Genomic DNA, 24368 nt, shown 5'->3' with positions numbered 1-24368 from the left:
ACGCCGGGGCCGGCGTACGAGCTATGTCATTGCCTCCGTCGCGTCGGCAGGGACGGCGTCCGGTCTCGTGTTCACTCTCAGTCCGCTCATGGTCGCCGCGCTGTGGGTGCTGACGAGTGCCTCCTGGGCGATCTTGCTCCCGATCCAGCGGGCGGTCGTGGCCGAGGTCAATGGGCACCGGGTGGGCCGCGGGTTAGGCCTGCTGACCAACTTCTGGATGCTCGGCGCCGCAGCGGGGGGCTGCTCGCGGGTCTGCTGTATGAGGGTGGATCGTGGCAGTTCTCATGCCTGATCTTCGCGGTCATCATTCTCAGTGGGACGGTCCTGGGACCGTTCGCACTCAAGAAGTTGGGCGTCCGGGACCGGCCGGGCCCCGGCGTGACCGTCGTGACCGGCGCTTAGCGCAGCTCGTTACTCAGAGCGCGGCGTAGGCCACCGTGGCGGGCAGGGAGCCTCGCCGCTCAAGTCCACGGAAGTAGTAGGTTTCACGGAACGCTTGCAGATCGATGCTCACCGACGCCACGTTGCCGGCCATGGCCTCCAGCAGTCCGGCGGCATGCCCGGGATCTAGGGACAATACACCGGAGGGACCTGCCGCTTCCCCGAACAGGTTCAGCTGGTGGGCCAGGGTCCGGCGGCGGTTCAGGGCAGGGTACGTCTGCAGGATCCAGGTGACCGTTGCCGTCAGCAGCCCGAAACCGGTGACGGCCTGTAGGGCCACCACCAGCCTGAGCAGCGGATCTGCCCGCGGGATCTCGCCGAACCCCTCGAACGACTCCGTCCATCCGGTACGGCGCAGTCCAGCCGTTCCTCCGTCAGGAACTGCCCCTGCGAGAGCGCCAGCCGCGTGGCTTCCCCGGTGCTTGCGAGCTGACGGAGGTGGACCGGTCTGCCAGACGGTTGACGGCATGCGGCCGCTACGCCGCTCCAACCCGCCGCGGCAGGTTGCGGGGCTCGGGCCGCGGAGGTCGCGTCCCCACGTATCTGGCGTCCCGGCACGCAACATTGTTAGAAGTGGCCAGTCGTCTTGGGTAATGATGCCGCGCTGAGTAGCGCTTCGTCGGTAACTACACTGGTCCGTACTGTCGCGACGGCGTCGTCGAAGTGCGCGTTCCGTTCGCAGCTCAGGCGCTAGCCTGCGATGAAATGTCTTCTGGTGTGTCCCCGGTTGAGTCAACAACGACTTTTTCGGCCACAGGAGGCTGGAAACTGTGCACCGTCCCGCGGAGCATGCGCCGAAGTTGATCTTCAATTGCGGCCGCGCTGCAAACCCTGGCGTATGCGCCGATCAGGACATTCCGAACCAAGTCTGGATCGTGGCTGAGCTTCTCACCCACCACGGTGAACAGATCGTGATGAGTGCCGCTGGAAATTGCGGAACTCTGCAGAGCATCGACCAAATCATCGGGCTCGGTGTTCAGCGTCGTTGAGACATCACTAAGGGTGCCAGAGGATTGGAGGATGGATCGCCGAATTGTCTCTTCGGGCGGCAACAACTTTCCCAGGGCGTTCGTCACCGGGCGACCTTCTTTGTCGGTAAGACCGGGCAGCCGGTTCCACTCCATGCCCCCGATCGGTCCGGCGCTGGCGAAGTCCGCCTTATTGCAGCTTGAACGAACTTCTTTGTCCGACACATCGCTGTCCCAGACGATAAGTATGGGAGCCTGGGGATTCTCTTGACTGAGAGTCCTTGCGGCCGTGGCAAGGGCCGAGCTAGAACCTACGGGGATTATTTGGATCCGGCTTCGGATGTCCTTGGGCAAAGATACTTCAAGAATTTGCCGAGCGAGCTCATCTTCACACACGACACGAAGTTCCGGCGTGGCCGAACCCGAGAGGTCAGAAAGGGCCGTCCGGGTTGTAACTCCGGTAATGCATGAATGTCCGCTGGGCCGCCTTCGAACCAAAACTCTCGACTCCCGAGGTAACCCATCGATGAAGGCCGCACTGTGCGACGTGCATACAATCTGCAGATTTCGTTTCTTGGCGACCTCCACGAGCACCGATGCCAGAGCGTCTAGCGCTTCGGCATGTATCCCCATTTCTATTTCTTCGACGAGAACCAGGCTTCCGGTTGGTGCTTCCTGTAGCGCTGACAGAATGGCAAGCAGCGCGCTCTCCCCGGTCCCCATGTTGAATCCGGAATACAGATGATCACCTGTCATCGTGGGCATGGTGTACCGCGGAGAAACCAGGGTGGCTGCTCTTGAATACGATCGAGATAAGATTTTTGTCAAGTAGGCAACAGAAGTATTGTCCAGATCTTTAGAACGCCAGTTACCCGTTGCCCCGAACTCCCGGCGGTGGCCGGCACTTTCGACAAAAGATGCCACTCGACTCAGGCCAACGTGTACGACGGAGTTCGCCGGTCGCCGTTCGTAGTGCATCCATTTCTGGGGAGTCTTCCGCCAGACGTTCAGCTCGTCGGCGCCTGAAAAGCGCCAATCGATACGGATGTTCAGAGGGATGTCCTCGCGTTTCGTGCGCGCAAAGAAGTCAACAAAGGTGTAGCCGGGCTTCGAGCGGCCGTGGGGCGTATGAGACGCTCCGTTGAAGGCCAGAGCCGCCAGCGCGAGTAGGGTCGACTTCCCGGATCCATTCGCTCCAACGAGAACGGATACGGGGAAGTCGAAACGCACTTTGGTTTTAGTAAGTCCCCTGATTCCGACAGCTCCGGGCTCGGGCCGCACTTCGATTTCTCGCAGGGTGGGTGCGTCGCCCTGGGAACTTTCATTCCAGCGCTTCAGCAAGTACTTCTCGTCGCTAGTGAGTTTTGCTCCGGGCAATTGGGTTCTCCGTCTAAATCGATAGCTCTGATTGCGGGCCCAAGGTTGGGATTCCGCGGTCGGGGTCAGGGTGGTGGGAGAATGCTCAACCCGCGTCGCCTGAATTCGAACGGACCTTATGCACAGCGTCCAATGTCGGTGTCATTCTGGCGGCAATGAGGCGCAAATCAAAATATAGGCCATAAGGGCCGCGTCGTGACAAACAGGGGGTCATGCACGGGGGATGCTTCCAATCCCCGACGCGCAGTCGGCTTATCGCCTCACCGAGTTGCGAGCCCGTAGTGGAGAGGCGAACCCAATGTGGGAGGCCCTAATGGAGGAGGCCGATTTGTTCCAACCATATTGCCGCTGGGGCAGCAGATTTAGGAGGCGACGCCCGGCGCAACGCCATGGAAAGCGAAGGGCCGTCCCAGCTCCCGACGGAGCCGTGGACAGGCCCCCGCAGTTTCCTAACCCCGCAGCACCCACGCGGCGTTGTTCGGCTGCAGCCAGCCGTCCTCTTCCAGCGGCACCGCCGAGAGCAGTACCGTCCCAGCCGGCAGCTGCACCGGTTCGGTGCCCATCGCGACGGCGACTAGGAACTCCGCGTTGCGTTCACACACCAGGAGGTTCCCGGCCTCGACCCGCCAGGTGCCGCCGTCGGTTGCGGTGAAGACCTCGTTCTTCCAGAGGGTGCGGCGCAGTTCCAGTGCGGTTTTGGCCAGGTTCAGCGGCGACTCTGGATCCAGTTCCTGGCGCTCGACGGCGTGCGTGCCCCAGCCCTCAGGCTGCGGCAGCCAGGATTCGGCCGGGCTGCCGCCCAACGCAAACCCGTGGTTCAGTGCCGGGTCCTCGGTCCACGGCATTGGCACGCGGGCGCCGTCGCGGCAGACTCCGCCGCGGGCCCACATGGGATCCACCCGGGCCTCGAGCGGCACGTCGACCTCCGGCAGGCCCAGCTCCTGGCCCTGGTACAGGTACGCCGCGCCCGGCAGGCCGAGCAGCGCCACCAGGGCAGCGCGTGCCCGGGCGGAGCCCAGAGGACCGCCGCCGAAGCGGGTGGCCGAGCGGACAATGTCGTGGTTCTCCAGCGCCCAGGTGGGGGCGGCGCCGTGCTCCTGTCGGGCGGCGTCGAGGTCGTTTCCGACGGCGGCCCAGGCCTCCGGATCCCAGCCCAGCTTCACAAACGCGAACGCGAACGCCTGGTGCATCTCGTCCGCGCGGGTGTAGCGGGCCGCGCGGGCGGGTTCAAGGTTGACCTCGCCCACCAGCAGCCGCTGCGGCTGGTATTCCCCGGCGATCCGGCGCCAGCGGCGGTACACCTCGTGCACGTCCTCCTGGTCCGAGACCTGCGGGTTGGACCGCAGCCCGTCCACCACACCGCCCTCGGACGGCGAATCGGGCAGGCCGTCGGCCTTGAACAGCGCATGCGCGACGTCGATCCGCAGCCCGTCCACGCCCTTGACGAACCAGAACCGCAGCACCCCGTCGAAATACTCGCCGACGGCGGGATTGCGCCAGTTCCAGTCCGGCTGCTCGGGGGAGAACAGGTGCAGGTACCAGTCCTTATCCGTCTCCGAGCCGGGATTCGCCCGGCTCCACGCCCGGCCGCCGAACACGCTCTGCCAGTTGTTCGGCGGGACGTCAGCGGAACCCGGCCCGCCGCCGTCGGGCATGCCCGACGGACCCTGCACAAAGTGGAACATGTCCCGTTCCGGCGAGCCCGGCCCGGCCGCGAGGGCCGCCTGGAACAGCGGGTGGGCCGAGGAGCAGTGGTTGGGGACGACGTCGAGCAGCACCCGCAGCCCCAGCGCGTGCGCCTGCGCCAGCAGCACCTCGAACTGCTCCAGGGTGCCGAACAGCGGGTCCACACCGCAGTAGTCGGACACGTCGTAGCCCTGGTCCACCTGCGGGGAGGGCTGGAACGGGGTCATCCAGATCCCGTCCACGCCAAGGGCCGCGATGTACGGCAGCCGCGCGGTCAGGCCGGCAAGGTCGCCCACGCCGTCGCCGTCGCCGTCGGCGAAGGACCGCGGATAGACCTGGTAAATGACGGCGGACTGCCACCACTCCGCCGCCGGCGACAGCGGGGAGGACAGCGGAACCTCAGCAGCAGCAGGGGTACGGTCCAGGGATTCGGAGAAGGACACTGCGCTCACTTGCTGGCGCCCGCGGTGAGGCCCTCGACGATGCGGCGCTGGAAGACCAGCACCATGATCACCAGCGGCACGGTGACAATCACGCCGGCGGCCATCTGCTCGCCGAACGGGGCCTGGAACTCGGTGGCGCCGGTGAACTTGGAGATGGCCACGGTGGCGGTCTGGATCTTGGGGTCGTTGATCATGGACAGGGCGATGATGAATTCGTTCCAGCTGTGGATGAACGTCAGGATCGCGGTGGTGAACACGCCCGGCGCGGCGAGCGGCAGCAGCACGCGGCGGAACGCCTGCCACTTGGTGCAGCCGTCGATCATGGCGGCTTCCTCAAGGTCGAACGGCAGGGCCTTCATAAACGTGGTGAGGTTCCAGACAGCCAGCGGGATCGCGAAGGACAGGCTCGGCACAATCATGGCCTGGTAGGTGTTGATCCAGCCGAGGTCCGTGAAGAGCCGCAGCAGCGGGACCACCACGGAGATGCCGGGGAACATCGACGTCGCGATGATGACGCCCAGGATCAGCGACTTGAAGCGGAAGTTCAGCCGGGAGATCGCGTAGGCAGCGAACACCCCCAGCAGCAGCGCGAACACCGTGGTGGTGCCGGCCACGACCAGGGAGTTCAGCAGGGCCTGGCCGAACATGGTGGAGCCGTCGAACACCTTGGCGTAGTTCTCCAGCGAGAACGGCGCCGGCAGCAGGGTGTTGTCGAAAATGTCGGCGGTGCGGCGGAGGCTGGAGACCAGCATCCAGTAGAACGGCGCCAGGCAGTACGCGAAGATCAGCGCCAGGCCCAGGTACACGCTGTAGGAGCGCCACGTGCGCTTTGGCTTCGCTTTGGCGGAACGGCCGACGGCGGCGTCCGTCGCCTGGGGTGCGGCGCCGGAATCGGCCGCGGCGTTGCGGAGATCGGAGAGAGTCATCGGGTGGCCTCGGCCTTCTTCTGGCGGTTCTTTTTGGAGATCAGCTTCAGTTCCTTGGCGCCGGTGACGTCGGCGCCGAGGACCTTCACGAACACGATCGCGACGACGGCGACGTACAGGAAGAGCACCACTGCGAACGCGGAGGCGGAGCCGTAGCGGAGCTGATTGGATTCGTCCCAGGCCAGCATGGAGAGGGTCTCCACGGACTCCTTGCCCGGGCCGATCAGGACGAACGGCAGGTCGAACATGCGCAGCGCATCGAGCATGCGGAACAGCACGGCCACCAGCAGGGTGGGCTTGACCAGCGGCAGGGTGATGGAGCCGAGCTGGCGCCACCAGCCGGCGCCGTCGATCTTGGCGGCCTCGTAGACCTCGCCGGGGATCACCTGCATGCCGGCCAGGACCAGCAGGCCGATGAACGGGGCGGTCTTCCAGACCTCGGCGATGATGACGGCCGCGCGGGAGGCGTTGCCCTCGGCGGTCCAGAGGATCTCGCTGCCCATCAGGGTGTTGGCGATGCCGTCGGACTGGAAGATCCAGCGCCACAGCAGGCCGGAGACGGCGGTGGGCACGGCCCACGGGACCAGGATGCTGGCGCGCAGGAAGGACCGGCCGCGGAAGGCCCGGTTCATGGCGAGGGCCAGGCAGAGGCCCAGGACCGTTTCCAGGAACACGGTGGTGAGGGTGAAGAAGGTGGTGTTGCCGAGGGCGTTCAGGAAGCGCCGGCCGGATTCGCCGACGAACATGTCCGCGTAGTTGGCCAGGCCCACGAAGGATTCGACGTCGGCGACGAAGCCGTCCGCATCCAGCCCGGTTTCGGCCCGGTACAGGGACTGGTGCACCGCAGCCAGCAGCGGGTACAGGATCACCAGGGCCAGCACCAGGATGGTGGGGGAGAGCAGCAGTGCGGCCATGCGGCCTTCACCGGCGGTGCGCTTGGCCCGCTTGCGGGGCTTGGCGGAGTCCGGCGCGGGCTGCACGCCGGCGGGCGGGGCTGTCGTCGTCGTCATGGTTTGGTACCTAACTGAAGTTGCAGCGTGCCTGGCCGGCCGGAAACGGGCCGGCCGGCCAGGCACGGGGTCTGGACTGCGGGGGGTGGTGCGGGGTTACTGCACCAGGGTGTGCGGTGTTACTTGGTCAGCTCGGTGAGCTTGGCCTGCATGTCCTTCAGCGCCGTGTCCGTGTCCTTGGCCCCGGTGATGGCGGCGTAGGCCTCTTCCTGGATGGCCTTGGTGGTGGCGCCGTACTGGACCACCTTGGGCCGCGGCTGGGCGTTGTTCAGCGAGGTCAGCAGGGTGGGGAAGAACGGGCGCTTGGCGACGACGGCGGGATCCTCGAAGAGGGACGCGTAGACCGGGGCGCGGGAGGACAGGGCCAGGCGCTTCTGGGCCTGCTCCTCGCTGGTGAAGAACTTGACGAACTCCAGGGCGGTGGCCTTGTTCGGGGTGAACGGGGAGATGGCCAGGCTGCGGCCGCCCAGGGTGGAGACGCCGGGGCCGTCGGTGCCGGGGATGGAGGTGATGTCGAACTTGCCGGCCACCTGGCTGGAGCCGTCCGTGGCGCTCAGGGAGGCGTGCAGGAAGGGCCAGTTGCGCATGAAGACCAGCTTGCCTTCCTGGAACGCGCGGCGGCCCTGCTCCTCGAGGTAGGTGATGGCGTCGGAGGGGAACATGCCTTCCTTGAAGCCGTCCACCAGCAGGTTCAGGCCTTCCTTGGCCTCGGGGGTGTCCACGGTGGGCTTGCCGTCGGCGTCGACGATTGATCCGCCGGCGGAGGCCACGGCCTCGGAGAAGTTGACCGTCAGGGCCTCGTTTTTGTCGAACTGGCCGGTGTAGCAGGACATGCCCGTGGCTTCGGGGAGGGCCAAGATCGCGTCGCAGGCGGTCTTCATTTCGTCCCAGGTCTTGGGCGGGGCGGCGATGCCGGCGGCCTTGAGCAGGTCGGAGCGGAAGTAGAACAGGGCGCCGTCGGTGTAGTACGGCGCGCCCACCAGGGAGTCGCGGTACGTCGCGGCGTTGACCGTGGCGGGGATCATCTTGTCCGTGGGGACGGCGTCCGCGGGCAGCGGCAGGATCCACTTGTTGGCGGCGAACTCGGAGGTCCAGACGACGTCGAGGTTCAGCACGCTGAAGGTGTCCGACTTGATCTGCGCGTTCTGGATGAGCTGCTGGCGCTGCTGGTCCGCGGAGTCCGGCAGTTCGATGAACGTGACCTTCTCCTCGGGGTGGGCGGCGTTCCATTCCTCGATGGTCTTGTTCGCGGCACCGGAGGCGTCGCGGTTGGAGACGTAGTTGATGGGGCCCTTGCCCTCGAAGGACGCGGCGGCGGCCTTCGGGGTGCTCTGCGCTTCCGTGGACGTTCCGCCGCAGCCGGTGAGGGCGACGGCGGCGACGGTCAGGGATGCGGTGGTGGCGAGAAGAGTCTGCCAGGTGCGGCGGCGCTGCCTCATGTGATGCTCCTTGTTGAGTGGGTGATGCGGATGGTGTGGTGCGTGCTTGACTCCGGCTCCGGGCGCGCGGAGGCGCGGCGGGGCCGTGGTGGGGAAAATCTGTGGGGTTTAGCTGGCGGGATCTGGGGTGTTCGGCGGCGCGGTGGAGCCGCGCTCTACCAGCCGGTGCGGCATGATCTTCGGCCCCAGGTCGCGGGAGCGGAGCAGTTTTTTGACCGCCATCCGTCCCATCTCCTCGAGGGGCTGCGCCATGGTGCTCAGCGGCGGGTTCACGTGCCGGGAGGTGGAGGTGTTGTCGAAGCCCAGGACGGAGACGTCCTCCGGCACCCGGAGCCCGCGCCGCTGCAGTTCATTGACGACGGCGGCGCCCATCTCGTCGCTGACCGCGAAGATGGCGGTGAGCCCGGGATCCTGCTGCAGGAGTTCGTCGACGCCGGGGGCGCCGCTTTCGTAGAAGAAGGTCCCGGTGGCGGTGACGGGGGTGCACTTGGCCTCGGTCATGGCGCGGAGGTAGCCGCGCTTCCGGGGCTGGGCCACGAAGACCGACGCCGGGTCCCCGGTGAGGAGGCCGATGCGGCGGTGGCCGAGCTTCAGCAGGTGACGGGTCGCGTCGTAGGCTGCCTGCTCGTCGTCGATGGCCACGCTGGGGGAGCCGGACTTGTCGCTGATGGCGACGGAGATGATGGGCACGTTGGGCCCCAGCAGCTGCCGCGTCTCCGGCGTGATGACCGCGGAGATCAGGATGACGCCGGCGGCCCGGTAGGTGCGCAGCGTGCGGAGGTAGCCGGCGATGTACGCGGACTTGGCGCCGGTGCGGCCCAGCATCACGGCGTAGCCGCGCTCCTGGGCCTCCTCCTCGACGCCCTGCATCACCTGGGATGCGAGGGCGTCGGAGACCATGGGGGCGAGGAGCCCGATCACGGAGGTCTGCCGGGTTTTCAGGCCGCGGGCGAGGTAATCCGTTTCGTAGGAGAGGCTCTTGACCGCGGTCTCGACCCGTTCCCGGGTTTCGTCCGAGTAGCCCACCAGGCCGTTGACCACCCGGGAAACAGTGGCGGGGGAGACGCCGGCGTGCTTGGCGACATCGCGGATGGTGACCACTGTTCCTCCTCCCTGAGGGCGCCTGCGGGTGCCGGCTGACTTGCTGTTGAGTGCGTTACGCAAACGGTTTACGTAAACGGTTTCGTTGCGTGCAGGTTCAACAGTAAGGGGTGGGAGGGGGATCGCGTTGCGTTTCGTAAACGGGGTCCAGCAGACGGGCGCTCACACTCGGAGCCGGGACCGCTCCGTCATGGCGTTGGGAGCGAACTGATCAGGGAAACGTGCTGGGAACCTGGTTGTGGGTGCAGGTCCGCGGCGGTGAAGCGACCGCGCCGGGCTCAAAGTACCAAATAAGATGCGTTTCAGTACCTGTATGGTCCGCGGCTGTCGCTAGATTCCCGGGCACGTCGGGCGGCGCAGGTCCGGCTCGCCGTCCGCACGAAACCGAAACGGCGAACCGCATACCTCCGCACCTGCTTGATCAATGAGCTAGGAGGTAGGCCTGTGAGGGGCAGGATGCGCTTTCACTGTGGGCTTTTGCGCTGAACACCGTCATTGACGCCTAAAAGGCGACTTCGCGAAACTCCCACTGTGGTTGCGGCCCGGCGATGCCGGGCCGCAACCGTCTATTTAGTGCGGTAACTCAACCCCGTTCTTTGTCACGCGGCCGCCTCACCCTGCCCATTGAAGAAGGCTTCGGTCACCCGAATTGCGCGCAGGAGTTCCGGGTGATCCTTTGCCTGGGCAAGAACCGACGGGAGAGGACCACTCTCATCTCTCCACGCAGCAGGCACCCACGGATTTCCTCTCTTTCCGCGAGGCGCGGATTTGTCCCAGCGTGGTTTCCCGCCGAGAAGCACAGGTGCCCACTCAAAGAGGAGGGGTCGGTCTCTCTTGGAGACATTGCATCCTGCACATGCCAGCGTCATGTTAAAAAGTGCATGTGGACCACCTCGGCGGAGCGGCACGATGTGATCCATATGCATGTCGCTTGGGTCAACAGTCTTTCCGCAGTAAGTACACCGATTTTCGAGTTTTTCAGCTAAAGCCACCCAGGCCTCAACACTGAAGGGTGCGGAGCCCGGATTGTTCAATTTCCGGGCTTTCCGTAGAGCCCCAGCAATTCTGATGCGCATGCGAATCACCTTAATGTTTTTTGCTGCGCTGGCGGCCTGAGTGCAACGTGAGCTGCAGTATTTAGAATTGCGCCGGGCTGTCGACATGTCGGTGCCACACTGAGGGCAAATCCGCTGACCCAGTGTTGCGACACGTTCTACCGCCCGCCTCCTCCGAAGGTAGTGCATATTGCATCGGCTGGATTTGAATGCTCCGCTCGGATCAGTGGATCGGGAGATTTCACAATTAGGTTCTTCGCAGACGGGATCCGCTAGTTCATACGATCCCCATTTCGCCATGCGGTAGTAATGCTTGCTGCAAAGGCCGCCGTATAGGCGCACCTGAGGTCCGCATTCGTTGCCGCCCACGGGACATGTCTTCGGGGCGGCCGCCGTGGCGCTCTTTGCTTCAGCTTCCCGTGTTGCTCGTTCGGCAACCGCCGTCCGGCATTCCACGCTGCAGTACTTGGAGTTTCTTCTGACGGCACGTGCCATGCTGCCGTGACACTCCGGGCAGACTTTAGTTTCGAGGTCTACCCCCATCGCTTTGTCCTTCGCCATGCGGACGTGGCGAAGGTAGTGACGGTTGCACCTGCCAGCTTTGAATTGGCCGCTGGGATCAGTTTCTCGAGTTACGGGACAGCCTGCTTCTTCGCATGCCGATGGCAGTTCGGGGCGTTCGTATGAACCGTGCTTCTGCATGCGACGGTAGTGCTTCCGACAGACACCACCGATTAGCTTCGCTTGCGGGCCGCAGGCGTCACCGCCGTACGAACATGTTCCTGTCTTCATGTCTTATTACTCACCTTCTGTCTTGCCTTGCCGGTCCATAGGGGGCAGGGGGCCAACATGAGCGCCTGTAGCGCGCATGTTGAATGGGTTGGTGTAGGGGTGAGCCCACAAGAGGGCGGCTGTACCCCGGAGTCGGTGGAAGGGTACTCGAGTTGCCTCCACCAGGTGCCGGCCCTGATGATTCTTCGCGGTCTTGTCGCCAAGAGCCAGCCCCTGGCCATAGGCGTTATCAAATCGTTAACAAGTTTTATTGTCCAAAGGTATATACACGATAGACAATCGGGTGTATATTGCTCACTTTCATTTATGAACAGAACATTAGTCATCGTGGTTTGGATGCATTACGTTGCGCCCAGTGGTTTCGAAGTGGGGCTGGTACACCGTGGTTTTGTCACGTGACGTTGCACACCGTGGGTTGGAACTACTGACATGCACACCGTTGTCGGAGATGTCGCGTCGCATCGAGGTCGGAAGTGGGACTGCCAACAGCGGTTTCGACTCGTCACGCGGCCCTGCGTGGGTTGAATTGGGACTCGCACGTCTAGGTGGACATTTCACACCGCGTTTGAAAGGGACACGTTGCACATTTCACAGGGAAGCGGCAGATCTCACTGAATGTAGGACGCCGGGGATAGTAATTCGACGACTCGAGGGCCTCTCCAGTTAGTGGCCCTGCAGTTCGTCCGGGCAGTTCCAAACAGAGCCCAACTACCGGCGGATCCGGCTCAATGATGAATCCTGCCCTCTCGTGACAGACCGCAGGGACCTTCTGGAAGAGTTTTCGCTAGCCCTCGCGGGCTGTGGCGTGCTGACCGGCGGCGACGCCGGGACGATCCGCTTCCTCCACCAGCCCGTCCTCTTCGGGTTCCTCGCCGCCGCCAGGAGCACCGCGGAACTCGCGGACCGAAAGCTGAAGTCCATTTGGTTGCCCGTGGTGAAGAGGACTGACTTGACGTTGGCGGTTTCGAGATTCAGCCGTGCCAGCTTCGAAGGAAACCAACTGCCTACCCGGCCAGCGGCGTAGGAGACCGTCCCGTCGCCGCCGCCCGCTGACCTGTGAATTCCGTCAGCCGGCGACGGTTGCCTTCGCGGCCTGCGAGGCCGCCATCCACTCGGTCAGCCACGGGGCGCGGACGCTGGAGGTGATCCGGCAGTCGGCCACGAAGGTTCCCCTGGCGCCGGCATCGATCCAGTCGGTGAGCGCGGAAAGGTCCTCCAGCGAGCGGATGATGGCCGCTTCGGCACCCAGCGCCCGGGCGACGCCGCTGAAGTCCACCTCGGGGATCAGCATGGGCTTTTCGGTGAGGCCCTGGGACCCGTACTGGTGGATTTCGGCGCCGTAGGCGGCGTCGTTGTAGATCACCACGACGGCGCTGCTGGCGGCGCCGATCAGCGATTCGAGGTCGGACAGGCCCATCAGGAAACCGCCGTCGCCGGAGGCCAGCACCAGGGTGCGGCCGTCCTCCACCGCGCGGGCTGCCCCGACGGCGCTGGCAAGGCCCAGCCCGATGGTCTGGTAGGCGGTCCCCACCATGACCAGGTCCTGCGGCCTAGGGATGTGCCAGTACATGGGTGCCCAGCCGACGAAGTGCCCTCCGTCCTGGACAACCGTGCGGCGCTCCGGCAGCACCGCGTCCAGTGCCTTGGCGAGGGAGCGCGGGTCCAGCCGGCCGTCCGGCGTCTCCGCCGAGCCGGGGTGGTGGGCCGGTCCCTCGGCCAGGCGTTTGCGGGCTTCCGCGCGCCAGGCGTCTGTTGGGCTTGCGGCCGGCGCTGCCGGGTCATCCAAAAGCGCAAGGATGCGTTCCGCGGCGGACTTCACGTCCCCGCTGACGAACGTGTCCACCCGGGGGTGCGTCGGCTGCAGGGCGGCGTCGATCTGGATGACCGTGCTGTCGGGGCCCAGCAGGTGTCCGAACCGCATGGTGAAGGGGCTCAGGCTCGCCCCCGCCACCAGGATGACGTCGGCCTCGCCCATGAGCCCGGCCGCGGTGTCAGTGCCGAAGCCGCCCGCGACGCCGAGGTAGCCGTCGCCCTCGAGGAGGTTGAGCGCCAGCGCGGTTCCGGCGGTCAGCGCGCCCAGGCGGTCGGCGAGCTTCCGGAGCTCCCGGCCGGCGCCGGCGAGGTGTGCGCCGCGGCCGGCGAGGATCAGCGGCCTCTTCGCCCCGGCGAGCAGGCGGGCTGCCTGCTCCAGGCCGCCGTCGACGTCGTCACTTCCGGCCGGCGCCAGGGCCGCCGGAAGCTCTTCATCGGCCGCCGGGAGTGCGGCGAGGTCGTAGGGGATGGCAACCACGACGGCGGTGCGCTTGGTGAGTGCGTACTCCACCGCCTGCTGCGTGATGGAACCCGCGGCGTCGCGGGTGACGGTGAAGGTGGCCGCGCCCAGGCCGGCCGCGATGGCTGCCTGGTCCACGTCCTGGGGTCGGGCGCCGCTGGTGGGGGCGTCCCCGGTGACCAGCACGACGGGGATCTGCGCCTGCACGGCCTCGGCCAGGGCGGTGAGCGCGTTGGTGTAGCCGGGGCCGTAGGTGGTGGTGCCCGCGGCGAGGCGTCCTGACGTCCGGTAGTAGGCGTCGGCTGCGGCGATGGCGGCGCCCTCGTGCCGGACGGCGGAGAAGCGCAGGCCCAGCTGCTCGGCGGCGTCCAGGAAGTGGACGTTGCCGTTGCCCATGACGCCGAAGAGCTCGGTGAGGTGATTGCTGAGAACCTGTGCGACGCGGCCCGAGACGGTGAGGGAAGTCATACCGAAAGCTTGTGGGCTGGGTCACGAATCGGCAAGAGCACTGCTTTTGGCTGGGACTTTTGGCAGTCAAAGGTCATCGCGGGTGAAAATCTGCCCACTGGGAGCGGTGCGCATGCGGCCTTAGTCGGCCGGGCGCGACTCCTGCTCCGAGAGCCGGGCCAGCAGGCCGTCGTAGCGCGGGGGCAGGAGTTCCAGCACGGAAATGGCGGTGCTGGTCCGCTGGATGCCGTCGATTTCCAGGATCTGGTTGGTGATGCGGTAGAGGTCGGCCGTGCTGCGGGCCACCACCTTGGCCATGAGGTCGGCGTCTCCGGTGGTGGCGTGAACCTCGATGACCTCCGGGATCGCGGCGAGCCCGTCCTCCACGGCCCCGGTCCGCGTCTGGCTGATGGACAGGGACAGGAAGGCCATGAGCTCATAGCCCAGCGCGGCGGGGTCCAGCCTGCGGCTGAAAGACCGGAGGGCCCCGCTGCGCTCCAGCCGCGCCAACCGGGCATGGACGGTGTTCCGTGCGACGTTGAGCGTCCGCGAGAGTGCCAGGGCGCTGGCTTCGGGATCCTTGTCCATGGCCAGGATGATCCTGCCGTCGAGGGAATCTAAGGTGCGAGGCTGTGGGTTGGTCATATTTTCACCGCAGACAGTAGAAGTTGAGCAGAAGTCCCAATGGATTAAGGTTATCTTGCATTGTGTGGCGGGTCACAATCATGATCAGTCCTCATGACCTCTGATCAGCTCCTGACCACCCCGGACACAGCACTTCCCACCCTGCGTGGCGCCGTGGCCGGGCTTCCGTCCTACGTCCCGGGACGGCGGAGTGCCGGCCTGGATATTGCCGCTCTCGCCAGCAACGAAAGCCACTACGCCCCGCTGCCGGCGGCCTCCGCTGCGGTGAGCGAAGCGGCCGGCACCATGAACCGCTACCCGGACAGTGCCGCCGTCGAACTCCGCGAAAGGCTGGCACGGCACCTGGGCGTCACCGCCGGGGAGGTGGCGGTGGGACCCGGCAGTGTGGGGGTCCTCCAGCAGATCATCACCGGACTGTGCGACGCCGGCGATGAAGTGATCTTCGCGTGGCGCTCCTTTGAGGCGTACCCGATCCTTGTTGAGCTGGCCGGCGCGCGGCCGGTCCGCATCCCGCTGGACGACGCCGAGGGCCACGACCTGGAGGCCATGGCCGCGGCCGTCACGGACCGCACCAAGGTGATCCTGCTCTGCACCCCCAACAACCCGACCGGCGTGCCGATCAGCCACGAGCGCATCGAGGCCTTCCTGCGGTCCGTCCGTTCCGACATCCTGGTGGTGGTGGACGAGGCCTACGTGGAGTACGCCGAGGCGGGCAGCGGCCCCGATTCCCTGTCGCTCTACCGCCGGTACCCGAACGTCTGTATCCTGCGCACCTTCTCGAAGGCCTACGGGCTGGCCGGCCTGCGCGTGGGCTACGCCGTGGCGGCGCCGGCCATCGCCGAGGGGCTGCGCCGCACGGCCCTTCCGTTTGCTGTGAGCGCGTTGGCCCAGAAAGCCGCGATCGCGTCGCTGGATGCCGGGGATGAGATGGAAGCGCGGGTGGCCGCCGTCAAGCAGGAGCGCGCCCGGATGGCCGCGGAGCTGGAGGCGCAGGGCTGGAAGCTGCAGCCAAGCCAGGGCAATTTCCTGTGGATCCGCGCGGATGACACCCTCCGGGAGGTGCTGGTGGAGGCGTTCGATCGCGCCGACATTCTGGTGCGCGGGTACCAGGGCGACGGCGTGCGGATCACCGTGGCCGACCCCGCCGCCAACGACCGCGTGCTCCGGCTCCTGGCAGCCCACGCGGGCTGACTACTTACTGACACAAACCCTTATCTCCGTTCCGCCTACAACCAGAGGAATCCCCATGGAACAACAGACAAAGACGTCTGCCCGCGCGCTCGGCGCGGCCCTTAAACCCAGGCAGCTGACCATGATGGGCCTGGGCAGCGCGATTGGCGCGGGCCTGTTCATCGGCTCCGGCGCCGGCAGGCCGGCGGCCGGCCCGGCGGTGCTGATCTCCTACCTCGTGGCCGGCACGCTGATCATCCTGGTGATGTGGGCGCTGGGCGAGATGGCCGCCGCCAACCCGGACAGCGGCGCCTTCTCCGTCTACACCGCCAAGGCCTACGGGCCGGTGGCCGGCGCCACTGTCGGCTGGCTGTGGTGGATCCAGCTGGTGGTGGTCATCGCGGCCGAGGCGCTCGGCGCCGCCGGCCTGCTGGCCACCATCTTCCCGGCCCTGCCGGTATGGCTGATGGCCTTCGTTTTCATTGTGGTGCTGACGGCCGTGAACCTGACCAGCGTGAAGAACTTCGGCGAGTTCGAGTTCTGGTTCGCTCTGCTCAAGGTGGCGGCGATCGTCGGGTTCCTGCTGGTGGGCTTCGCGCTGCTCTTCGGCTGGCTGCCGGGCGTGCAGTCGCCGGGCCTGTCCAACTTCATGGGGGAGGGCTTCGCGCCCAGCGGCTTCGCCGGCATTGCCACGGCGCTGTTCGTGGTGGCCTTTGCGTTCGGCGGCACCGAGATTGTGTCCGTGGCTGCTGCCGAGACGGCTGAGCCGGCCCGCAGCGTGAAGAAGGCAGTCCGGACGGTGCTGTGGCGGATCCTGGTGTTCTACATCGGTGCCATCTTCATCATCGCGGCCGTGGTCCCCGTGGGATCGGACGGGCTGAAGAGCCCGTTCGCCGCGGTGCTGGACGCCGCCGGCATGCCCGGTGCCGCCACCGCCATCACCCTGGTGGCCGTCGCCGCGCTGCTCTCGGCACTGAACGCCAACCTGTACGGCGCGTCCCGGATGGCGTACTCCCTCGCGGAGCGCGGCGAAGCGCCGCGCCTGCTTGCCTCAGTGTCCAAGGCCCGGGTTCCAGTGGTTGCCGTCCTGGCCAGCGTCGCCTTCGGTGTGGTCACGGTGGTACTGGAACTGGCCTTCCCGGAAATGGTCCTTCCTGTCCTGCTCAACATCGTGGGTTCCACCTGCCTGCTGGTGTGGACCTCCGCACTCCTGGCCCAGCTCGCCTTGCGCCTCCGCGCCGACCGCGAGGGCACGGAGCTTCCCCTGCGGATGCCCGGCTTCCCGGCGCTCACGGTGTTTGGCCTGGTGATCCTCGCGGCGATTTTCACGGTGGGCTTTATCGGCGAGGATTCCCGTCCCCAGCTGCTGAGCACGTTCACGCTGGTGGCGCTGCTGGCGGTGGGGTGCTGGCTGAACCAGCGGAAGCGTAAGGCTGCGCCGGTTGTGGGCTCCTCCGAACCTGCCAAGGAGCCTGCGCTGATCGACTAACTAGGGGACGCCGACCCGCCTCGCGGGTTCGGCGCAAGCTGAGGGCGCGTCCGGTCTGACCGGGTGCGCCCTTCGGTCTTGGGGTGCCGGGTTGGCCTTGTTGAGCATCAAACCGGCTGGGTGACGCTTGCGTCGATGGCTAGGCGCCGCTGCAAGGGCTTGAGCGCCGGCCGAGGGCGAGGGCCATGTGATGGAACATCACGTGATGAGCAGCGTGGTGTCAGGTGCCGGGAGGTCGCCGGTGTCGGACGGGGCGGCGCGGCGGAGACGCGCTCGACCAGTGTGTGCGGCATGATCTTGGGCCCGAGGTCGCGGGAGGGATCAGCTTTTCACGGCCATCCGCCCCACCTCCTCCAGCGGCTGCGCCATGGTGATCGGCGGCGGGTTCACGTGGTGGGAGGGTGGAAGTGTTGTCGAAGCCGGGGACGGAGACTTCCTCCGGCACCCGCAGGCCGCGGCGCTGCAGTTCGTTGACGACGGCGGCACCCACCTCATCGCTGACCGCGAACATCGCGGTCAGGCCCGGATCTTGCTGCAGCAGCTCGTCGACGCCTGCGGCGCCGCTTTCGTAGAAGAAGCTGCCGACGGCGGCAGCAGTGCTTTCTGAAGTTTCGATAGAGACCGTTGGCGCCCGAAGGTGGTGTCCCTGCAGCGTCCGGCAACGTGTTTGTCTTGGAGCCTTCGAAAGGGCTTTTGACGCCGCGAGTCGTGGGGATCCTGGCCGTTGCGGGCTGCCCTTTTCCTGACACTCGCGGAGTAGTGCCTTCATGACGGGCAGCTACTGAGTTGGCAGCCGATGGAAGGGCCGAGAAGTCGGAACGGGGACCGTTGGCCGAACCCACCGCGGCTTGCGACGCTGGGCCAAGCTGGCGGCATTGGAGACTCAGGTGCTCAAACATTTGCGACTCGCCCTGCGAATCCTCGGCCTATTACGGGTTACTGCCTGGGGCCGGCTAGAATCCTAGGCATGGCCAAACCACTACGACTCATTGATCTTTTTGCGGGCGCAGGCGGGATGACGGAAGGGTTCGAGTCCACCGGCAAGTTTAAGACCGTTGTCGCAGTTGAACACGACCAGCATGCCGCTGCCACCTATGCACTGAATCACCAGGCTGAGCGCGTGTACGCGGGCAAAATCGAGGATTGGCTTGAGGAAGGGCTGGTGCCTGAAGCTGATGTGATCATCGGCGGACCTCCTTGCCAAGGGTTTTCGGCCTTGGGCAAGCAAGACGTATTGGATGAGCGAAATTTTCTTTGGCGGAAATATGCGGAAACCATATTAGCGGCGCAGCCAAAGTACTTTGTTGTCGAGAATGTCCGACAATTCCTGAAGTCCGATCAGTATGAAGAATTTGAACGCTGGACTCGACCGGGGAAACCTCTGGAGGACTATGTTCTTCAGCCGTACCTGCTAAACGCCGCAGACTTTGGGGCCTATCAGTCGCGTGTACGGAGTATCGTGATTGGTCGTTTGAGGGAGCTTCCAGAGGTGCCCGAACCCGAAGGCGCCTACATCGGCTGCCATCGAACCGTCGGAGAAGCTTTTGCCACTATTGAGGCCCACGTGGTCGAGACTACCTTCCCGAAGGTCTCCTTCGAGTACAATGGGCAGCGAATTCCGGGACCGTATAGTACTCAGGAGCTGCACGTCACTAGGAACTATACGCAGCTTTCACTCGACAGGTTTAGACAAATTCCCGTTGGTGGGAACAGGTTCAACATCCCCACGGACTTGCTAGCTAACTGTTGGAAGAATCATACGAGCGGTTCAGGTGATGTGATGGGACGACTTCGCAATGACCGTCCTTCAGTGACCATTCGAACAGAATTCTTCAAGCCCGAGAAGGGCAGGTATCTTCACCCAAACCCGAGCGTGCACCGCGCAATTACGCACTACGAGGCAGCAAGGCTCCAGGGCTTTCCAGATGACTACAAGTGGGCAGGATCGAAGACTTCCATAGCTCGCCAGATCGGTAACGCAGTGCCGGTGCAGCTTGCAAGTCACCTAGCGAACCTGATTGCCGCCCAATTTCATGCCGAGGTCGTCGTTTCCGGCAAGCTGCCCGTATAAGCTCAACAGCCAGGCTTGGTGTTACCGGCTTGGCTAGGCCCTCCAGCCTGATAGAACTGTCTTACAACAACGTGGTTTTCTGACATACACCGATCCTGTGGGGGAGCATCTTGCCATACGACTATTGGGCGGACACGGACAGTGATCTGAGTCGCTTCGTGGCAGACGAGACACTTCAAGCGTTGAACGCGTATAAAGCACGCCCAGACTTGATTCGTGAGCACAGCAATATTGAACAAGCCATCACCCAGAGCGGATATGGTCGCAAGCAGCTGAATGAGCTGATTCAGAACGCGGCAGATGCCGTCGATCTTCCAAACGGACGAATACGTATCGTGCTGACTGACGGAACGTTGTACTGCGCCAACCAGGGATCACCGTTTACGGAGGCGGGATACCGCACCCTGATGCTCTCGCATTCCTCCGAGAAGAGGGATGACCAGATCGGGCGGTTCGGCCTTGGATTCAAGTCCGTCATTCAGATTTCGGACGCCCCGCAGATTTTCAGTAAGACCGGTTCTGTCAGGTGGGACCGCCAGCACAGCACCGAACTCCTTGAACCGTTGCGGCCGGGGTTGGATTCGTATCCAGTCATGCGAATCGCCACACCGGTTAATCCTGTCGCTGCTGCCAGCGCGGATCCCGTTCTTGGCGAACTCATGTCCTGGGCCACTACGGTCGTGAAGCTCCCCTTGGTTCAGCAAGCAGCGTGGTTAAGCGAGGAGATGCGGAAGTTTCCTCACGAGTTTTTGCTATTTTCCCAAAACGTAGGCCTCCTTGAGTTCGACAACAGAATAGAAGGATCTCTTACTGCCTGGTGTGCACACCGCGATGGCTCCGACGTTTTCCTCGAAAACGATGACGTGCAGGAGGAATGGCGGATCTTCCGCTACAAGCACCACGTCAGCCCCTCAGCGGCCGTCGAGGCAGGATCGATAGCCGCCCGGGAAACAGTGGACGTCACCTGGGCAGTACCCATCAAGGGCAACCCCCGCCGTCAACGTGGTTCATTCTGGAACTACTTCCCAACAAGTCACACGACCTCCCTAAGAGGAATTGTGAACGCGGCCTTCAAGATGAACGAAGACCGCCACAGCATGCTTCACACGCTGTATAACAAGGAAATTCTGCAGAAAGCCGTCCCGATGATGGTTGCTGGAGCGTTGACGTCTTTCCGCGACGACGCTGACCCTGCCGGTTTCCTGGACTTATTGCCCGCACGTGGGCGGGAAGCCCCTTCGTGGGCCGACTCTGTCATCAATGAACCCATCTTCACCGCGCTATCGGCGGTCCGATGCCTGCCCGACAGGGCCGGGGAGCTTCAGCTCATTTCGGATCTCTTATTCCCGCCAGATATGGATGAAGCCACTCGCCTTGAGGAGATGTGGGATAGCTGGGTTGGGCTTGATCGGCCGTGGTTGCATCGTTCAGCTTCCACGACGAAGGAGCGGCGACTTATGGTGCGACGTCTCCTGGGTCTTGCGAACAAGGGAAGAGCCCCGGTTGAACTGTGGCTTGAAGAGATCACTCACGGCCGCCGTCTGGACGATTTCGAAAATGCTCTTCGGATGGCGGTCGAGATCGACAAGCGTTACCCGGACCATCGGGCCGCCATGCGCCGGAGTCGCATCGTGCTCATGCAGGATGGCAGTGCCCGGCCGCCGATCACTTCAAAAGTGTTCCTCCCAATAGACGAAGAGGACGAGGGAGATAACCTCGTCTCTTACGAGTTGCTGCATCACGGTGACGTCAGCACCCTTCTCAAGGCGCTGGACTTCCAGGCCCTTGATGACAGAGGAAAAGTTGACCGCATCGCCCGCCAAGTCGCAAAGGACTACGACGACGAAAGTGCAGCCGAATCTCTTTGGCGGCTTTCTCGTGCCCTGCCAGTTCCGGAAATGCTTGCCATTATTGGAGACCGCCTTGATATCGGCAAGCTCCGCGTTAGGTCAAAGGACGGCCGGTGGCGTCCGACCGCCGAAGTCTGGCTGCCCAATGGTCTCATCCCCGCTAACAGCATCGGCGACGAACACCTTCTCGTTGACGAGCTCTTTCATCGCCAAGACCTCAACCTCCTGAAAAGCCTAGAAGTCAAGAGCACGTTAGCGGAGCCCGCCACAGTGAAAAGTGGGCCATCCTATGACCTGTGGAAGTCCTCGGAAGCTGCAAGAATTTCTGCTGAATCAAGAACTTCACCTGTTCCAGTGTCGGAAGCATCCCTTCGCTTCAGCCCGGTACTGGCCACCTCGGACCTTCACCTCCTGTGCAAGGCATCCATGCGCACTCGGGAAAAAGTCACTCAGAGGATCCTCTCTGACACTCAATACAAGACAAAAGTTGAGTTCAGCAGCACCTACAAGAGCGCGCAAATCATTGATGGGCCGGATATGTGGTGGGTGCGGAACTATGGTGTCCTGCAAACCCGGCTCGACTTGGTGGACGTGAAGTACTGTGCTGGTGCCGTTGAGGGGATTCCGGTGGGGTTCCTTCCCTACCCCGGGCCATCCCACGCCGAAAAGTTAGAGCTTCCAGACTCCGTGGACAAGGTCAACTGGGGTTACGCGCTGCCGTTGGCCGAGCATAAACTTCCATGCGGGCGCGTTCATGAACTGTACGGACTCCTGGCAAAACTTGGCGTTCGTCGACCCACGGAACTATTAGTCCAGCAGACAGACGGCACCACTACGCGATACCCTGCAGAGTTCATAGCTGTTGCCGAAGATGACGACACCTATCAGTTCCTTTTACAGTCCGCCAAAGTCGCGGCACTTTATACCGGGAACCCGGAACTGACCGAACCCCTCTCCGAGCAATGGAAACTCCAGAAAGTCAAAGTGGAGTTTTTTAGCGCCTTCGAACATGTGAAAGATGAAGAATCGGACACTGAGACAATCAACTCCCTGTATCCCTTCCTTCACCAGATCGAGTCGAAAATTAGGCGCAGCACCAAGTGCATCCCGTGTCTGTCCCTAAGCACTGTCCGTTCAAACAGCTATAACGAAGAGCAAGATGTGGAACATCACGAGACGTTCCGTGACGGCTCGAACTTCTACTACGCCTCCTCCTTGTCTAGCAGAAGGCTACTCACCGCCCTTCTCCAGGATGCTGGCAGCTCCCGTCGCTCCGCCGATGTCGAAGCAGAGATAAGGCGGCTGGCCAAGGTAGAACGCACGCTTCCGGGAGCTGATCCCGAGCCGGCCCCGGAGCCTGAACACCTCAAGACACATGCCAGCGGATTCATCCCGATTGACGCAACCAGGAACCTCAGCGAACAGATGACGCTAATCGAACGAGCGGTTCTTCGTTACCTGGACACCCCTGATGCGAATGTTTTCGACCTCCGGCTCAACTTCGAGGTCGATGTCTCCCAAGGCATCACAAATGAGGCAGTCAGCAAGGTCACAGAAAATGTGTCGAAGCTCGGTGGTCAAGCTAGGTTTGAGGACTAAAAATGCAACCCACATACGAACTCGACGAACGACAATGGTCTACTGAAACCGTTTTGCCGGACCCCTCAACCATTGCGGCTATCGGAGTGCACCACAACCTCACGAGTGCCTTGGCAGACCTCGTTGATAACTCCATTGATGCCACGGCCAGCCACATCCGGATCCGTTTGGTGCAGCGCAGCACCACCATACTTGGGCTCCAAATCATTGATAACGGGCGAGGCATGACTGCTGAGGGGCTAAAACAGGCGATGACCTTCGGAGCGCGGCGTGAGTATGGGGCTGAAGATCTTGGGCATTTTGGGCTCGGCCTTAAGGCGGCCTCTCTATCTCAGGCCACCTCCTTCGAGATCTATTCTCGCCAAAAATGGGGACCTGCAGTCGGACGCCGGATGGATCAAACAGTAAGTCAGGACTTCAGCGTCGGAGTAATGGAGCCAGGAGCCGCAAATGAGCGACTTGACGGCGTTGCTGGCATGGAACTACCAAGTGGCACCTTGGTGGAGTGGCGAGGCCTGAAGGACGTAATACACACGTCCAACCAAGGGGAACTCACCGAATGGAGATCAGCCAAGCTTCGCTCTATTCGCGAGCACTTGGGTATTACCTTTCATCGGCAACTGCGCCTGGGCACCGTGAAAATGGACATAGACACATTCGACGTTGAGCGAAGCAGAGCCCTCCCTCCCCTCCAAGTTGATCCCATCGACCCCTTCGAGGGCTCCTTGCAGCAGGACGGCTACCCGCGGAACTTTGTCGTCGACCTTCCAGACGGAGCATCATGCACGATCGAGGCGCACCTATTTCCTCCTCGTCTGAACTCGGCAGCTTTCGATTTATACGGGGAACCGGGAGAAGCGAGGCAGGGAATCTACTTGTATCGACGGGGCAGGCTTCTGTCGGGCGGGAAAAACTGGGCAGGTCTCCGTCTCCCCAAGAAAGAGTTGGGACTCGGCCGAATCAAAATCGACCTTGATGCGGCAAACGAGCACTACATAGCACTCAACGCGGAGAAGGTTACGCCCGTATACTCCGAGGACTTCACCCGCGCAATGGCGCGGGCCCATACACCGGGTCCTTCATCATCCAATCTGGATTCATACTTTACTGACCTTCAGAGAGCCCACAAGGAGTCCAAAAAGACCAAGCGTCAAGAGATACGGCTGGTTGAGCCGGCCGTTGGGTTGAACCCCGCAGTCCTTTCCCGCCTCACTGACCTCCAGGATTTTGCTGACTTCGATCCCATCGATCTGCGCTTCGTTACCCTCCCATCCACAGAACTGTTTCGGGCTGATCGGACAGCACGACGAATCGACGTCAACGTAGAGCTCGTCCGAAGGATCTATGGATCAGGAGGCCGCTTGAGCAACCGAGACGGCCAATTGCTCAAGGCCTTCCTTTACTTCCTCCTCGAAAGCGACTTCAAAGTTGAACAACGGTGGAACGTCGTACGGGAGGACAGGCATCGCATCCTCAACGACGTGCTGTTGACGGCCTTTGCCGAAGATTTCATCCAGCCGAACGTTCAAAAAGACCAGGCACACGAGAAGAACGGCGGTGCCTAGCATATGGCCCCAGATTCATCCG

General features: G+C 63.4%; 17 protein-coding genes. 6 read left to right on the top strand and 11 right to left on the bottom strand.

Features of this window, described 5'->3' with window-relative positions; translation table 11 throughout:
- Positions 1-415: 415 nt before the first annotated feature.
- From AR539_RS18365 to AR539_RS19565, 8 genes are all read right to left on the bottom strand, one after another.
- Positions 416-721 (bottom strand): hypothetical protein, encoded by a 306-nt coding sequence (locus AR539_RS18365; protein WP_231728676.1) that lies wholly within the window; start codon positions 719-721, stop codon positions 416-418.
- Positions 722-1124: 403 nt separating this feature from the next.
- Positions 1125-2786 carry an ATP-dependent nuclease gene (locus AR539_RS19200; protein ID WP_157361088.1) on the bottom strand — a complete coding sequence of 554 codons (1662 nt, stop codon included), beginning with the start codon at positions 2784-2786 and terminating at the stop codon, positions 1125-1127.
- 449 nt (positions 2787-3235) lie between these two features.
- On the bottom strand, positions 3236-4924 hold the full coding sequence (locus tag AR539_RS18360; protein ID WP_231728675.1) for an alpha-amylase family glycosyl hydrolase: 1689 nt from the start codon (positions 4922-4924) through the stop codon (positions 3236-3238).
- The gene (locus tag AR539_RS18355; RefSeq protein ID WP_082699479.1) at positions 4921-5841 is read right to left on the bottom strand and encodes a carbohydrate ABC transporter permease; all 921 of its coding nucleotides are present in this window, start codon (positions 5839-5841) and stop codon (positions 4921-4923) included. Before AR539_RS18355 ends, AR539_RS18360 begins: the two co-directional genes overlap by 4 nt.
- Positions 5838-6851 carry a carbohydrate ABC transporter permease gene (locus AR539_RS18350; protein WP_082699478.1) on the bottom strand — a complete coding sequence of 338 codons (1014 nt, stop codon included), beginning with the start codon at positions 6849-6851 and terminating at the stop codon, positions 5838-5840. The genes AR539_RS18355 and AR539_RS18350 overlap by 4 nt, the downstream gene beginning before the upstream one ends.
- Positions 6852-6970: 119 nt before the next feature.
- Positions 6971-8290 carry an ABC transporter substrate-binding protein gene (locus tag AR539_RS18345; protein ID WP_066440260.1) on the bottom strand — a complete coding sequence of 440 codons (1320 nt, stop codon included), beginning with the start codon at positions 8288-8290 and terminating at the stop codon, positions 6971-6973.
- A gap of 108 nt (positions 8291-8398) precedes the next feature.
- Entirely contained in the window at positions 8399-9391 is a 993-nt protein-coding gene (locus AR539_RS18340; protein ID WP_066440255.1) for a LacI family DNA-binding transcriptional regulator, read from the bottom strand.
- A gap of 599 nt (positions 9392-9990) precedes the next feature.
- Entirely contained in the window at positions 9991-10467 is a 477-nt protein-coding gene (locus AR539_RS19565) for an HNH endonuclease (RefSeq protein WP_197410688.1), read from the bottom strand.
- Between the two features lie 1519 nt (positions 10468-11986).
- Between AR539_RS19565 and AR539_RS18335 the strand changes: the two genes are divergently transcribed.
- Positions 11987-12262, top strand: coding sequence for a hypothetical protein (locus AR539_RS18335; protein WP_066440253.1), 276 nt, complete (start codon positions 11987-11989; stop codon positions 12260-12262).
- A gap of 42 nt (positions 12263-12304) precedes the next feature.
- Here AR539_RS18335 and AR539_RS18330 read toward each other — a convergent pair whose 3' ends face one another.
- Both AR539_RS18330 and AR539_RS18325 read right to left on the bottom strand, forming a co-directional pair.
- The gene (locus AR539_RS18330) at positions 12305-13978 is read right to left on the bottom strand and encodes a thiamine pyrophosphate-binding protein (RefSeq protein WP_066440250.1); all 1674 of its coding nucleotides are present in this window, start codon (positions 13976-13978) and stop codon (positions 12305-12307) included.
- A 120-nt stretch (positions 13979-14098) separates the two neighbouring features.
- Entirely contained in the window at positions 14099-14602 is a 504-nt protein-coding gene (locus AR539_RS18325; RefSeq protein WP_066440249.1) for an Lrp/AsnC family transcriptional regulator, read from the bottom strand.
- A gap of 93 nt (positions 14603-14695) precedes the next feature.
- Here AR539_RS18325 and hisC point away from each other — a divergent pair, with 93 nt between their 5' ends.
- Together hisC and AR539_RS18315 are read left to right on the top strand one after the other, a co-directional pair.
- On the top strand, positions 14696-15793 hold the full coding sequence (gene hisC, locus AR539_RS18320; protein WP_066440247.1) for a histidinol-phosphate transaminase: 1098 nt from the start codon (positions 14696-14698) through the stop codon (positions 15791-15793).
- A gap of 55 nt (positions 15794-15848) precedes the next feature.
- Positions 15849-17261 carry an amino acid permease gene (locus AR539_RS18315; RefSeq protein ID WP_066440245.1) on the top strand — a complete coding sequence of 471 codons (1413 nt, stop codon included), beginning with the start codon at positions 15849-15851 and terminating at the stop codon, positions 17259-17261.
- Positions 17262-17481: 220 nt separating this feature from the next.
- On the opposite strand, the gene AR539_RS19940 is transcribed toward AR539_RS18315, so the two are convergent.
- Positions 17482-18030 (bottom strand): substrate-binding domain-containing protein, encoded by a 549-nt coding sequence (locus tag AR539_RS19940; protein WP_082699476.1) that lies wholly within the window; start codon positions 18028-18030, stop codon positions 17482-17484.
- A gap of 198 nt (positions 18031-18228) precedes the next feature.
- On the opposite strand from AR539_RS19940, the gene AR539_RS19185 reads away from it, so the two are divergent.
- The 3 genes from AR539_RS19185 (at position 18229) to AR539_RS19180 (ending at position 24346) form a co-directional block, all read left to right on the top strand.
- Positions 18229-19332, top strand: coding sequence for a DNA cytosine methyltransferase (locus AR539_RS19185; RefSeq protein WP_082699475.1), 1104 nt, complete (start codon positions 18229-18231; stop codon positions 19330-19332).
- A 158-nt stretch (positions 19333-19490) separates the two neighbouring features.
- On the top strand, positions 19491-22781 hold the full coding sequence (locus tag AR539_RS18300) for a sacsin N-terminal ATP-binding-like domain-containing protein (protein WP_157361087.1): 3291 nt from the start codon (positions 19491-19493) through the stop codon (positions 22779-22781).
- Between the two features lie 2 nt (positions 22782-22783).
- Positions 22784-24346, top strand: coding sequence for an ATP-binding protein (locus AR539_RS19180; RefSeq protein ID WP_082699474.1), 1563 nt, complete (start codon positions 22784-22786; stop codon positions 24344-24346).
- Positions 24347-24368: the final 22 nt, after the last annotated feature.

The sequence above is a fragment of the Arthrobacter sp. EPSL27 genome (assembly GCF_001512305.1).
Classification (GTDB): Bacteria; Actinomycetota; Actinomycetes; order Actinomycetales; family Micrococcaceae; genus Arthrobacter.
This window is presented reverse-complemented; position numbering and strand designations above follow the sequence as displayed.

What these genes read in the sequence shown, in the direction of transcription:
- AR539_RS18355 (WP_082699479.1), bottom strand. Translation starts at nt 5,841, where the DNA reads ATGACTCTCTCCGATCTCCGCAACGCCGCGGCCGATTCCGGCGCCGCA.
- AR539_RS18350 (WP_082699478.1), bottom strand. Translation starts at nt 6,851, where the DNA reads ATGACGACGACGACAGCCCCGCCCGCCGGCGTGCAGCCCGCGCCGGAC.
- AR539_RS18345 (WP_066440260.1), bottom strand. Translation starts at nt 8,290, where the DNA reads ATGAGGCAGCGCCGCCGCACCTGGCAGACTCTTCTCGCCACCACCGCA.
- AR539_RS19565 (WP_197410688.1), bottom strand. Translation starts at nt 10,467, where the DNA reads ATGCGCATCAGAATTGCTGGGGCTCTACGGAAAGCCCGGAAATTGAAC.
- AR539_RS18330 (WP_066440250.1), bottom strand. Translation starts at nt 13,978, where the DNA reads ATGACTTCCCTCACCGTCTCGGGCCGCGTCGCACAGGTTCTCAGCAAT.
- AR539_RS18325 (WP_066440249.1), bottom strand. Translation starts at nt 14,602, where the DNA reads ATGACCAACCCACAGCCTCGCACCTTAGATTCCCTCGACGGCAGGATC.
- hisC (WP_066440247.1), top strand. Translation starts at nt 14,696, where the DNA reads ATGACCTCTGATCAGCTCCTGACCACCCCGGACACAGCACTTCCCACC.
- AR539_RS18315 (WP_066440245.1), top strand. Translation starts at nt 15,849, where the DNA reads ATGGAACAACAGACAAAGACGTCTGCCCGCGCGCTCGGCGCGGCCCTT.
- AR539_RS19940 (WP_082699476.1), bottom strand. Translation starts at nt 18,030, where the DNA reads ATGAAGGCACTACTCCGCGAGTGTCAGGAAAAGGGCAGCCCGCAACGG.
- AR539_RS19185 (WP_082699475.1), top strand. Translation starts at nt 18,229, where the DNA reads ATGGCCAAACCACTACGACTCATTGATCTTTTTGCGGGCGCAGGCGGG.
- AR539_RS19180 (WP_082699474.1), top strand. Translation starts at nt 22,784, where the DNA reads ATGCAACCCACATACGAACTCGACGAACGACAATGGTCTACTGAAACC.